Origin of the sequence: Pseudomonas sp., from assembly GCF_017744435.1 — a bacterium.
Lineage (GTDB): Bacteria > Pseudomonadota > Gammaproteobacteria > Pseudomonadales > Pseudomonadaceae > Aquipseudomonas.
The window spans coordinates 1-11,959 of record NZ_JAGIBG010000003.1; the positions used below are offsets into that span (position 1 = coordinate 1).

Consider the following 11,959-nt stretch of genomic DNA (forward strand, 5'->3'; position numbering starts at 1 on the left):
GTTAGATTCGCTTTGCCTGCACCGGCCTCTTCGCGGCGGTTCGGCGCCCCGACGCGCCCGCTCCCACAGGTACTGCACTGCCCTCAAGGGCGGCGATATCCCTGTGGGAGCGGGCGCGTCGGGGCGCCGAACCGCCGCGAAGAGGCCGGTGCAGGCAAAGCGAATCTAACTGGCTATCCGCAGCAGTTCATTCAGCACCCTGGCCAGTTCATCCGCCTGCACGGGCTTCTGCATCACCAGGCTCCCCGGCACTTCCAGCCCTTCCAGCTCCGCATACCCGGTCAGGAACACCACCGGCAACTGCGGGTAGCGGTCGCGCGCTGCGAGGGCCAGTTGGCCGCCGTTGAATTCGGGCATGGCAAAGTCAGTCAGCAGCAGATCGATATCGTCGTCCAGCAGGGCCAGCGCCTGCTCCCCACTGTGCGCCTGGCGCACCTGGTAGCCATACTGGCGCAGCACGTCACCGAGCATGTCGCGTACCAGGTGATCGTCATCCACCAGCAGCACCGTGCGGTCCCGGCCACTGTCATCGCTCGGCAGGGCGGCTGTCGGCGCTACAGGATCGATGGCCATCTCCTGCTTCACCGCCGGCAAGTACACCGCCACCTGGGTACCATGGCCAGGCTCGGTATCGATGCGCACACCGCCGCCGGACTGCTTGGCAAAGCCAAACACCTGGGCCAGGCCCAGGCCAGAGCCCTTGCCGATGTCCTTGGTGGTGAAGAATGGCTCGAACACCTTGGCCAGCACCTCTTCACTCATGCCGCAGCCGGTGTCACGGATGCTCAGCATCACGTACTCGCCGGGCTCGGGATCTTCCGGGCGCTGCGGGCGGGCCTTGATGCGGGTGTTTCGGGTCGACAGGGTCAACTGGCCGCCTTCGGGCATGGCGTCGCGGGCGTTGATGGCCAGGTTGAGGATGATCATCTCGGTCTGGGTCGGATCGGTCAGCGCCTGCCACAGGCCGTGGTCCAGGTCCAGGCGCACCAGGATGTTGCCGCCGAGGGTGCGGCGCAACAACTCTTCCAGGCCGGCGAGGGTGCGGTTCAGGTTCAGCGGCACCGGTTCCAGGCGCTGGCGACGGGAGAAAGCGAGCAATTGCGAGGTCAGCTTGGCGCCGCGTTCACCGGCTTCGCGGATATGCGTCAGGCGGCTGCGGGCCTTGTCCAGGTTACCCTTGGCCAGGTCGCGCTCAAGGAAGCTGGCGCCGGTGAGGATGACCGTGAGCAGGTTGTTGAAGTCGTGGGCGACCCCGGCGGTGAGCTGGCCGACGGCCTCCAGCCGCTGCATCTGCTGCAGCGCCGCTTCGATGCGTTCGCGTTCGGTAATCTGTTCACGCAGCCGGGTGTTGGCTTCGGCCAGGCCCAGTGCCGTTTCGCGCTCGCTGGTGATGTCCCGCGCCACCACGTAGAGCAAGGTGTCTTCCGGCACCACCACCCAGGACAGCCAGCGCAACTGGCCGCTGGCATGCTGGATGCGGCCGACGAAGCGGGCGCTGGTACGACCGTGGGCGAGGGCGGCCAGCTCGGTGAGCAACGCCTCCTGATCCACTTCGGGCAGCAGGTGCAGCAGCGACGTCCGGCTCAGGCGCTCGCGGGAAAAGCCCAGGCTGGCCTCCCAGGCCGGGTTGAGGGCCACCGGGGTCAGGTCCTTGTTGAGCACCGCCAGCAGGTCCTGGGACAGCTCCCAGGCACGGTCCCGTTCACGGGTGCGGCGCTCGACCCGTTCGCCGAGCATTTCGTTGAGCTGCCTGAGCGCCTGGGTCGCCTGGCGCTGGGTATGGATGTCCTGCAGAACCCCGGAAAACCGCGTGCACTGGCCGTCGACGAACTGGCACTGGCCGCTGCTGAGCAGCCAGCGAGGCTCCAGGCCGTTGGGCTGGGCGATGCGGAACTCGACCCGGTACAGGCCGTCGCTGTCCGGGCGCATGGCCTGCTCGACGGCTTCGCGCACCTTGGCCTGGTCGTCGGGGTAGATGCCGGCATAGAACACCTGCAGGCTCATCTCGGTATTGACCGGCAGGCCGAACAGGGTCTTGCAACGGTCGTCCCAGACCAGCTGGCCCTGTTGCGGCCGGAAGTCCCAGGTGCCCATGCCGGCGGCATCGATGGCAATGCGTGCGCGGGCCTCGACTTCGGCCAGGGCTTCTTCCGCACGGCGCCGGCGCTGGCGCTCCTGCACTTCGGTGAGGGCCCGGCGCACGGCCTTGGGCAGCAGCGGCAGGTTCTTCTTCAACACATAGTCGGTGGCGCCCAGGCGGACCATTTCCACCGCATGTTCTTCGCCATAGATGCCCGAGAGAAAGATGAACGGCGTGTCCGGCGCCAGGCGCTGGGCGATGGCCAGCACCTCGGTGCCGGAAGAACCCGGCAGCACGCAGTCGCAAAGGATCAGATCGAAGCTGGCCTGGAGCAGCGCGTGCTCGACGCCGACATGGTCGAACACCAGCCGTGATTGCACCTGCAACCCGCTGCGCTCAAGGCGCATCAGGGTCAGCTCGGCATCCATCGAGCTGTCTTCGACCATCAACAATCTGAGCGGTGTCGGCAACATCTTGGTGGGGGCCTCAGTTACTGGCGCGACGGTTCAGGCGCAGCGAGCCGGGTGGCGGCTCGTTGAGTACTGCCCAGAATACCCCCAAGTCGGAAATCGCCGCGACGAACTCCTTGAACTCCACGGGCTTGACCACGTAGGCATTGACCCCCAGCTCATAGGCGCGCAGCAGGTCGGGTTCCTCACGGGAAGAGGTCAGCATCACCGTCGGGATGCTGCGCAGCTCTGTGGTGGCGCGGACTTCCTTGAGCACTTCCAGGCCATCGACCTTGGGCAGTTTCAGGTCCAGCAACAGCACGGCCGGGTTGCCATCGTCGCGATTGGCGTAAGCGTTGCGCCGCAGCAGGTAGTCGAGGGCATCGGCGCCGTCGCGCAGGACGATGACCTCGTTGGCCAGCTGGCTGCGCTCCAGGGCCAGCAGCGTCAACTCCAGGTCCCGGGGGTTGTCTTCGACCAGCAGGATGGGCTTGAGCATGGTGATAGGGGTACCTCAGTGGCTTGCCGGTTGGCGGGGCAGGGTGAAGTGGAAGCTGGCGCCCTGGTCGACCTGGCCTTCGGCCCAGACTCGCCCGTCATGGCGCTCGATGATCCGCCGCACGCTGGCCAGGCCGATGCCCGTGCCTTCGAAGTCTTCCATGCGGTGCAGGCGCTGGAACACCCCGAACAGCTTGTTGGCGTAGGCCATGTCGAAGCCTACACCATTGTCACGGATGTACACTTCGGTCTCGCCCCGGTGCTGGCGGGCGTGGATCGCGATGTGGGCGGGTTCACGGCCACGGGTGTATTTGATGGCGTTGGCGATCAGGTTGTGCAAGGCCATGTTGATGAACGCCGGGTCGGCGATCACCTTGGGCAGTGGCGCGATGTCCCAGACGATGTCGCGGCCTTCATAATCGGGGGCCAGTTCCTGGCGGATGCTGTCGACCAGCGCGTTGAGGTCGACATCCGACAGGCGCAACGCCGAGCGGCCCATCTGCGAGAAATTGAGCAGGTTGTCGACCAGGCTGCCGGCGAAGTGTGCGGCTTCCTCGATGTGCTGGAGGAAGCGCTTGCCGCGTTCGCTGAGGCCCTGGCCCTCGATTTCGCCGAGCAGCTCGGAATAGCCGGCGATGTGGCGCAACGGGGCGCGCAGGTCGTGGGACACACTGTAGGAAAAGGCTTCGAGCTCCTTGTTCGAGCGGCGCAGTTCGTTGGCCAGCTGTGCCAGCTCCTCGGCCTTGCGCAGCACGATCCCCAGCACTGCCGTGCGCAGTTCGAGCACGCCCTCGATGACCAGCGGGTCCCAGGGTTGGCTGTAGCCGCTGATCTGTTCCCGCCAGCGATCGAAGCTGTGGCGCGGGTTGAGCGCACCTTGGGCGTCGATCTGCTTGTCGGGGCGCCCGGCCCAGTCGACCGTGCGCACCTGCTCGGGGCGGAACCACAGCAGGTAATGCGAGTGGATCTGCGAGATGGCCACTGCCAGCACGCCGCCGGCATGGGTTGCCAGCTCTGGCAGCTCATCGATGTCATGGCGCAGGTTGTCGCTGTGGAACACCGTCTGCCCGCCGCGTTGCTCCAGCCAATGCACCAGGGCCGTGACTTGCGCCGCAGGCGGGGTCTGGCCGATCAGGTCGCAGCGCTCGGCGGAAATGACCGCCGCGCCGCTGGCCCCGGCGAATGCCAGCAGCACCTCGGGCAAGTCACGCAGGCCCTCACTGACGCTGTCGTGGTCGGCCATCGACGAGATCATGCGCACGATGTGCTGGCGCAGGTCGAGCAACTGGCGGGTCCTGACGTGCGACTCGCGGGTCTCGATCTGCAGCGACAGCACGCTGGCCAGCAGTTCGCAGGCGGTGCGAGTACGGAACTCGACCGCGCGCGGCTGGGCGTGGTGGCAGGAAATCAGGCCCCAGAGCTGGCCCTCGACCACGATCGACAGCGACATCGACGCCAGGGTGCCCATGTTGCGCATGTACTGCAGGTGCACCGGTGACACGCTGCGCAGGGCGGCGAAACTCATGTCCAGGGGCTTGCCGGTACGCGGGTTGATGGCGGGCAGCAGGGGTGAGGCCTGATAGTTGGCATCTTCGATCACGCGGATGCGGTTGACGCGGTACAGCTCGCGGGCCTGGCGCGGGATGTCCGCAGCGGGAAAGCGCAGGCCGAGGTAGCGCGGGTAATCGGCGTCGGCCAGCTCGGCGAGCACCTGGCCATTGCCCTCGGCGTCGAAGCAGTAGGCCTTGACCCGGCCGAAGCCGGTGATGCGCTTGACCTGCACCACGCACTGCTGGAGCAGTTCTGCGAGGCTGTCGGCATTGTGCAGGCTGCTGACGAATCCGCGCACCAGCGGGTAATAGTCGCCCTGGTCGGCCAGGTCCGCTGGCTGGCGGAACGGTTCGAACTCGGCGATCAGCACCTGGTCGTGGCGGTGCGTCAGCAGGCGCAGCGTGTCCGTGCAGGGTGCCCCTTGGCGCAAGCGCACATCGCCGATGTGGAACGGGAAGGCCTCGTCGTTGGGCAGGCGTTCGAGCCTGGCGCGCAGGTCGAAGCTTTCGCTAACCACCTCGGCGAAGGTGCAGCCGACCAACTCACGTGCTGGCAGCCCCAGCCACTGCTCGACGTTTTCGCTGGCCTGGAGGATGCGCAGGTCGTGCTCATCCAGTACCAGCAGAAAACCGTGCGGCTGGATGCTGCCGGGCACCTGGATCGGCTCCTCGGCGCAGCGCTCCATGGCTGCGCCGAACGCGTTGTCTGCAGTCATCAATGGAAAGGCTCCTGTGATGTTCTTCCATGCATGCCACCTGCGTCGGGTGCCGGGCACCGTAACAGAATGTCGACCGCTTTGCCGGCCCATGGCCATTGGAGGCACGGGATGCCCAGGGGTTCGCCCGGATTGGGAAATTTCTTGGTGGTTCGCCAGCGCTTTGTCGTTAACACAAAAGAATGGCACCCAGCCATCACGGTTCGGCCACCTGCTGCTACGCTCAAATTCACAATAGAGGAACAAGGAACATCCAGTGACGGAACGCTTTCTGGCCGCGCTGTTGGGCCTGTTTTTGAGCGGCATTGCCGGGGCGGCGGACTTCCTTGTGGAAGTGCGGGTCCTGGTAGAGCGTGGCTGCATGCTGACCCACCAACAGCGTGATGCGGGTGCACAGGCCCTGGGCGTGATCGACCTGGGCACTGCCGCACGCCTGGATGGGCCCGGCGGGCCATTGAGTGGTGTGCTGATCAACCAGCGGCCTCCGCGCCTCGAGTGCAACCCCGACACGCCTTACCAGGTGCGGGTCGACGGCGGTCAGCACGGCGGCGTCGGCGAACTGCGGTTTCTGGGCAGCGACGATGGCAAGGCCAGGCCGATCCCATATCGGCTGTACCGCGATGCTGCCTGGCGCGAGCCGGTTGTCGTCGGTGAGGCCCATGCCGCACGCGTACCGGACAGCGGTTCGGTTGAGCTGCCGCTTTACGCCCGTATCGACAAACTGGCCTGGGTGCCACGCGCCGGGCAGTACGCCGACCTGCTCAAAATCACGGTCACCTGGTAGCGAGGCCGCCATGCGCAAGGACGTCACGCCATGAACCGCACATCCATCCTGTTGCTCAGTCTCGGCCCGCTGCTGTTGCCCGGTGGCGCAGTGCATGGTAGCACCACCGGGTTCATCCAGGCGCGCCTGGTGATCAGCGCTGCCTGCCAGATCAACAGTGGTGACCAGCCGCCGGCCACGCTGGGCAACCCCGGCCTGATGGATTTCGGCCAGCGCGGCCCGAACTGGGACACGCCGCTGCGCAGCCGGGTCGACGAGGCAGGTGGCGAGGGTAGTTTGCAGATCAGTTGCACGCCCGAGGTCAGGGCGTTCAATGTGCGCATCAATGGTGGCCTGAATGGCGACGATGGCGTGCGCCGGCTCAGCAACGGCCGTGAAATGATCCCCTACCAACTGGCGGTCGACCCGGGTGGCAACAACCGCTACGGCATCGGCCAGGCCCGTGCCTTCACCATCAGCAGTTCCGAGCAGATTCCTATTCCCATCTACGGTGTGGTGGTGGCGCAACCGCGTGCGCTGCCGGCCGGGCTGTACCGCGACACCCTGAGAGTGACTTTGGACTGGTAAACGACGCAAGGAGACTCCGATGCGAACGACTTTCACCCATTGCATGCTCGCCGGCCTCGGCCTGGCCATGGCAGCTCACGCCCAGGCCGCCACGGTGACCGGGACCATCTCCTCGACCCTGACCCTGACCTCGGCTTGCCAGGTCAACGGCAGCGGCGGCACCTCAGGGATCAACTTCGGCGCCCTGAACTTCGGCACCCAGGACGCCCTGTTCACCACGGCCAGTGCCCAGGTGCTGGGCGGCGGCGGTGGCGCCATGAGTATCCTCTGTTCGGCCGGCACGGTACCCGCGATCCGCGTACGCGCCGGGACCCACGACGGTCAGTCGACCGGCGGTTCTCGAGCGCTGGCCGACGGCGCCGGCAATTTCGTGCCTTACGACTTCTACACCGATGCCGGGCACACCACGCTGCTGGCCATCGACGGCACCATCACCTTGCCGACCAGCACCGGCGTGGCGCAGACCGTCAACCTGTATGGCCAGGCGCGTGGCAAGGCCGGCCTGCCGGCCGGGACGTACACCGACACGGTGGCGGTCGAGCTGTCGTTCTGAGCCATGTTCGCCGCCATGCGCGCCTGGCTCGGTGGTTGCCTGACGGGGCTCGGCCTGTTGCTGGCCACGCCTCTGGATGCGGCGACCAGCAGTACTTTCCAGGTGAGCGCGCAGATCGTTGCCGGTTGCCTGGTAGTGGGCGGGGTGACCAGCTATGGCGTGCTCGATTTCGGCACCCAGTCGGCGCTGTCCACCGGCATTCTCAGTACCTCGCTGGGCGGTACCACGGTGACCTTCCAGTGCACCCCCGGGGTGACCCTGAGCATGAGCCTGGACGGTGGCCAGAACAGCGCCAGTGGTACGCGCAACCTCAAGCGCACGGGCGGCACACAGGTGCTGGCCTACCAGTTGTACCGGGACGCGGCCTACAGCCAGGCCCTGGGCATTGGCCAGAGCGTGGCGGTGAGCTACACCGACGCCACGGCCATCAAATTGCCGGTATATGGCCGTACCCAGTTGCCCGGCACCTTGCCGGCCGGGACCTATACCGATGTGGTGCAAGTATCGGTGACCTGGTGAGCACACCAGCACCCAAGAAAAAGAGACCAAGGAGAGTGGCATGTGGGTAGGCGCGAAGTGGGCGCAAGGTGTGATCGGTATGTTGTTGTTCGCGAGCCTGCCGGCGGGGGCGGCCACCTCGGTGCTGATCTGGCCGATCGACCCGGTGCTGGAGGCTGACCAGAAAGCCGGTGCGCTGTGGCTGGAGAACCGTGGCTCGGCGCCGGCCAGTCTGCAGGTGCGGGTGTTCGCCTGGCGCCAAGGCGACTACCAGGAACAGTTCCAGGCCCAACGCGAAATCATAGGCAGCCCGCCTGTAGCCACCATTCCCCCAGGGCAGAAGCAGCTGATCCGCCTGACCCGTACTGGCAGCTCGCCGGTCGGCCAGGAGCAGGCCTACCGCATCATCATCGATGAAATCCCTTCGCCATTGCCGACCGATGCTGCCAGCCAAGGCACCACGGCGGCGATCCGCCTGCAGATGCGCTATTCCGTTCCGCTGTTCGTCTATGGCGAAGGGCTGTGGGGCAAGGCTGACCCGCAAGGCAAGCGCAATGCCGACGGCGTCGGCAAGCCACAGCTCAGCTGGCGCCCGGTGATGGTGCAAGGCAAGCCCTATGTGGAGATGCGCAACACCGGCCCGGTACATGCGCGCCTGACCGATGTAGTGGTGCAGCAGGGCGGCCAGGGTAAACCCTTGGCCGAAGGCCTGCTTGGCTATGTGCTGCCCGGTGCCAGCATGCGCTGGCCGGCACCGGTGGCGCCGAACGCTGGCAGCGTGATCAAGGGGAGGGTGAACGGTCAGGAAACGGCCGAAGCGATCCGGCAAGGGCAATGAGCCCGCCGCTGAATGAAGGGCAAGGGCCATGGAGGACCTGGCAATGGTCGGAATCCGTGTGTGAGATGGCTGTCGCGGGCTTCGCGCTGCTGGTGCCTGGGGCTGAGCTTGTTCGGCCCCAGCCTGGCGTTGGCCGACGACTTGCCACCGCCGCCCAGCGAAACCACGGCCATTGCCGACGCCACGCTGTACCTCGACCTGCTGGTGAACCAAGTGCCCAGGGCTGAGCTGGTAGCGGTGCAGCAACGTGCCGGGCGCCTGTACCTGGGCAGCGATGTGCTGCGCAACCTCGGCATCCAGCTGCCGGGCGATCCGCAGGGTGAACTGGCGCTGGACGATGTACCGGGCCTGCACACCGATTACGACAGCCAGAACCAGCGCCTGCTGCTGCAGGTGCCACCGGCCTGGCTGCCAGACCAGCAGGTCGGTGACCGTGGCCTGTATCCGGCCAGCGAAGCGCGCAGCAGCTTCGGCGCCTTGTTCAACTACGACCTGTACCTCAACGACACCGACGATGGTGGTTCCTACCTGGCCGCCTGGAACGAACTGCGGCTGTTTGACAGCTGGGGCACGTTCTCGACCACCGGCCAGTGGCGCCAGTCGTTCAATGGCGCGCAGAGCGATGGCAGCCGCCAGGGCTTTCTGCGCTATGACACCACCTGGCGCTTCACCGACGAGCAGCGCCTGCTGACCTACGAGGCCGGCGACTTCGTCACCGGGGCATTACCGTGGACCAGCTCGGTCCGGGTCGGCGGTCTGCAGCTGTCGCGGGATTTTGGCGCGCGCCCGGACCTGGTCACCTATCCCTTGCCGGCCTTCGCCGGTGAAGCCGCGGTGCCGACCTCGCTCGACCTGTTCATCAACGGCTACAAGTCCAGCACGACCGAATTGCAGCCCGGCCCCTATACCCTGACCAACGTGCCGTTCATCAACGGCGCTGGCGAGGCAGTGGTAGTGACCACCGATGCCCTGGGCCGGCAGGTGTCCACTACCTTGCCGTTCTATGTCACCAGCAGCCTGTTGCAGAAAGGCCTGTCGGACTTCTCGGTGGCTGCCGGCAGCCTGCGGCGTGACTATGCCGTGGAAGATTTCGGCTACGGAACCGGTGTCGCTTCGGCCAGCCTGCGCCACGGCATCAGCGACAGCTTCACCCTGGAATCCCACGTCGAAACTGCCGAGTCGCTGCTGCTCGGCGGCCTGGGTGGCAACATGCGTCTGGGCACGTTCGGCGTGCTCAATGCGGCCTTGGCGCAGAGCCAGTTCGAGGGGGAGAAGGGCCATCAGGTTGCCCTTGGCTACCAGTACAACAGCCAGCGCTTCGGCTTCAACTACCAGCGCCTGCAGCGGTATGGCGAGTACTCGGACCTGACCCGGGTCGACACCCCCGACATGCAACTGAGCCAGCGCAGCGAGCAGGTGACCCTGAGCGTCAACCTCGACCAGTACGGCAGCCTCGGCGCCGGCTATTTCGATGTGCGCGCCGGCGACGACACGCGCACCCGGCTGATCAACCTGAGCTGGAGCAAGCCGCTGTGGGGCAACAGCAGCCTGTATCTGTCGGCCAACCGCGAGGTCGGCGACAGCAGCTGGGCAGTGCAGGCGCAAGTGGTGATCCCGTTCGACTTCGGCAGCACCCTGGCGGTGAGCACCGAGCGCAGCAAGGACGGCGAGCGCCTGCAACGGGTCAACTACAGTCGCGCCGTGCCGGTGGGCGGCGGCGTCGGCTACAACCTCGGCTATGCCAGCGGCAGCGACCGCGATGCCTATCGCCAGGCCGACGTCACCTGGCGCCTGCAGTCGGTGCAGTTGCAGGCCGGCGTGTACGGCAGCAGCGGCGAGATGACCCGCTGGGCCGACGCCAGTGGTTCGCTGGTGTGGATGGATTCCGGCGTGTACGCCGCCAACCGCATCGACGATGCCTTCGTGGTGGTCAGCACCAGTGGCTACGCCGATGTGCCGGTGCGCTACGAAAACCAGGAAGTCGGCCGCACCGACCGTAGCGGCCACCTGCTGGTGCCTTACAGCAGCGGCTACTATCGTGGCAAGTATGAAATCGACCCGATGGACTTGCCGCCCGATGTGCTGACGACGGAGGTCGAACAGCGGGTGGCGGTGCGCCGTGGCAGTGGTTACCTGCTGGAGTTCCCGATCAGGCGTGTCATGGCGGCGAGCGTCGAACTGGTCGATGGCAATCAGCAGCCGCTCAAGCTGGGCAGCAAGGTCACCCACCAGCAAAGCGGCAGCCAGGCGGTGGTCGGCTGGGACGGCTTGGTGTACCTGGAGAACCTGTCGCCGCACAACCGCCTGCAGGTGGCGTTGGAGGGGGGCGGGCAGTGCCAGGTCGAATTCGATCTGCCGGAATCGGCAGGCTCGATTCCGCTGATTGGTCCGCTGGTATGCAGATGAAAGGCCTGTTGTGCAGCCTGCTGCTGTTGCCGGCCGGTTCCGCCTGGGCGCTGTGCTCGTCGGTGGTAACCCAGCCCGCGGGATTCGGCACGGTCAACTCGACCCTGGTGCGTACCACGGTACAGAACGCTTCAAGCACCAACTCCGGGCTGCAGTGCACCGGCTCGCTGCTGAGCTTGCTCAGCTCCACCGACCACTTCTACGCCACCATCACGTCCTCCACCAGTGGGCTGGTCGGCCCTACGGGCGACGTCATTCCGTACACCCTGTACGCCGACAACAGCACCAGCTATCCGATCACCCGCGGCGTTGCCTTTGACTTCGCCCGTAATGGCATCCTCGATCTGCTGGGGTTGCTCAATGGCACCACACCCAAGTCCGTTCCGCTGTACATGAGGACCCAGGTCGGCAGCAACGTCGCCGCGGGTTTGTACCAGGAGACCCTGACCATTGCCTGGAGCTGGGACTACTGCTCCGGGATCGGTATTGGCAACCTCTGCGTGGGGCGCGACGTAGGCTCCGGCAGCCGGACATTGAACGTCAGCCTGACCGTGAGCAACGACTGCCAGATCACCACGCCCAACATCAGCTTCGGCAGCGCGCCGGTGGTGGCCGGGTTTGGCACGGTAAGCCAGAGCGTGAACCTATCCTGCACCAAGGGCAGTGCCTACACAGTGGGCTTGAATGATGGGGAGAATGTGTCGGGTGGGCGGCGGCGGATGAAGTCCACGGCCGGCAACTACCTGGCCTATGACATCTTCAAGAGCGCCGGCACCGTGCGCTGGGGCTCGCTGACCACGGCCCGGCGCTCCAGCAGCGATGCCGACGTGAACCCCGGGAACGGCACAGGCACCGGGAGCCAGGTGTTCAACTACAACGCCAAGGTCTATACCGACCAGGCCACACCGCCGGCGGCGAGTTACCTCGACAATGTGATTCTCGATGTGCAGTTCTAAGGGTGTAGTCCTGTACTGGCCCCTTCGCGGGCACGCCCGCTCCCACAGGGACCGCGCCGCCCCT

10 protein-coding genes are annotated in these 11,959 nt (G+C 66.0%); 7 read left to right on the forward strand and 3 right to left on the reverse strand.

Annotation, left to right across the window (positions count from 1 at the left end; translation table 11 throughout):
- Positions 1-165 precede the first annotated feature (165 nt).
- Genes J7573_RS03135 through J7573_RS03145 form a run of 3 tightly spaced genes read right to left on the reverse strand, consistent with a single transcriptional unit; the run spans position 166 to position 5,293 of the window.
- Positions 166-2,553, reverse strand: coding sequence for a hybrid sensor histidine kinase/response regulator (locus J7573_RS03135; protein ID WP_294325568.1), 2,388 nt, complete (start codon positions 2,551-2,553; stop codon positions 166-168).
- A 13-nt stretch (positions 2,554-2,566) separates the two neighbouring features.
- Positions 2,567-3,028 carry a response regulator gene (locus tag J7573_RS03140; protein ID WP_294325569.1) on the reverse strand — a complete coding sequence of 154 codons (462 nt, stop codon included), beginning with the start codon at positions 3,026-3,028 and terminating at the stop codon, positions 2,567-2,569.
- A gap of 15 nt (positions 3,029-3,043) precedes the next feature.
- Positions 3,044-5,293: an ATP-binding protein gene (locus tag J7573_RS03145; protein ID WP_294325571.1), complete on the reverse strand. Its 2,250-nt coding sequence runs from the start codon at positions 5,291-5,293 to the stop codon at positions 3,044-3,046.
- Positions 5,294-5,549: 256 nt separating this feature from the next.
- On the opposite strand from J7573_RS03145, the gene J7573_RS03150 reads away from it, so the two are divergent.
- The 7 genes from J7573_RS03150 to J7573_RS03180 all read left to right on the forward strand — a co-directional run bounded on the left by J7573_RS03150 (position 5,550) and on the right by J7573_RS03180 (position 11,895).
- The gene (locus J7573_RS03150; protein ID WP_294325572.1) at positions 5,550-6,077 is read left to right on the forward strand and encodes a spore coat U domain-containing protein; all 528 of its coding nucleotides are present in this window, start codon (positions 5,550-5,552) and stop codon (positions 6,075-6,077) included.
- A 30-nt stretch (positions 6,078-6,107) separates the two neighbouring features.
- The gene (locus tag J7573_RS03155) at positions 6,108-6,644 is read left to right on the forward strand and encodes a spore coat U domain-containing protein (protein ID WP_294325574.1); all 537 of its coding nucleotides are present in this window, start codon (positions 6,108-6,110) and stop codon (positions 6,642-6,644) included.
- Positions 6,645-6,663: 19 nt separating this feature from the next.
- Positions 6,664-7,197, forward strand: coding sequence for a spore coat protein U domain-containing protein (locus J7573_RS03160; protein WP_294325575.1), 534 nt, complete (start codon positions 6,664-6,666; stop codon positions 7,195-7,197).
- A gap of 15 nt (positions 7,198-7,212) precedes the next feature.
- Positions 7,213-7,716, forward strand: coding sequence for a spore coat U domain-containing protein (locus J7573_RS03165; RefSeq protein WP_294325957.1), 504 nt, complete (start codon positions 7,213-7,215; stop codon positions 7,714-7,716).
- Between the two features lie 40 nt (positions 7,717-7,756).
- The gene (locus J7573_RS03170; RefSeq protein WP_294325577.1) at positions 7,757-8,533 is read left to right on the forward strand and encodes a molecular chaperone; all 777 of its coding nucleotides are present in this window, start codon (positions 7,757-7,759) and stop codon (positions 8,531-8,533) included.
- A 108-nt stretch (positions 8,534-8,641) separates the two neighbouring features.
- On the forward strand, positions 8,642-10,939 hold the full coding sequence (locus tag J7573_RS03175) for a fimbria/pilus outer membrane usher protein (RefSeq protein ID WP_294325961.1): 2,298 nt from the start codon (positions 8,642-8,644) through the stop codon (positions 10,937-10,939).
- Positions 10,930-11,895 carry a spore coat U domain-containing protein gene (locus J7573_RS03180; protein ID WP_294325579.1) on the forward strand — a complete coding sequence of 322 codons (966 nt, stop codon included), beginning with the start codon at positions 10,930-10,932 and terminating at the stop codon, positions 11,893-11,895. The genes J7573_RS03175 and J7573_RS03180 overlap by 10 nt, the downstream gene beginning before the upstream one ends.
- Positions 11,896-11,959 lie beyond the last annotated feature (64 nt).

Bases quoted from the DNA above. Each gene is read 5' to 3' on its own strand.
- J7573_RS03135 (WP_294325568.1), bottom strand. From the start codon at position 2,553: ATGTTGCCGACACCGCTCAGATTGTTGATGGTCGAAGACAGCTCGATG.
- J7573_RS03140 (WP_294325569.1), bottom strand. From the start codon at position 3,028: ATGCTCAAGCCCATCCTGCTGGTCGAAGACAACCCCCGGGACCTGGAG.
- J7573_RS03145 (WP_294325571.1), bottom strand. From the start codon at position 5,293: ATGACTGCAGACAACGCGTTCGGCGCAGCCATGGAGCGCTGCGCCGAG.
- J7573_RS03155 (WP_294325574.1), top strand. From the start codon at position 6,108: ATGAACCGCACATCCATCCTGTTGCTCAGTCTCGGCCCGCTGCTGTTG.
- J7573_RS03160 (WP_294325575.1), top strand. From the start codon at position 6,664: ATGCGAACGACTTTCACCCATTGCATGCTCGCCGGCCTCGGCCTGGCC.
- J7573_RS03165 (WP_294325957.1), top strand. From the start codon at position 7,213: ATGCGCGCCTGGCTCGGTGGTTGCCTGACGGGGCTCGGCCTGTTGCTG.
- J7573_RS03170 (WP_294325577.1), top strand. From the start codon at position 7,757: ATGTGGGTAGGCGCGAAGTGGGCGCAAGGTGTGATCGGTATGTTGTTG.
- J7573_RS03180 (WP_294325579.1), top strand. From the start codon at position 10,930: ATGCAGATGAAAGGCCTGTTGTGCAGCCTGCTGCTGTTGCCGGCCGGT.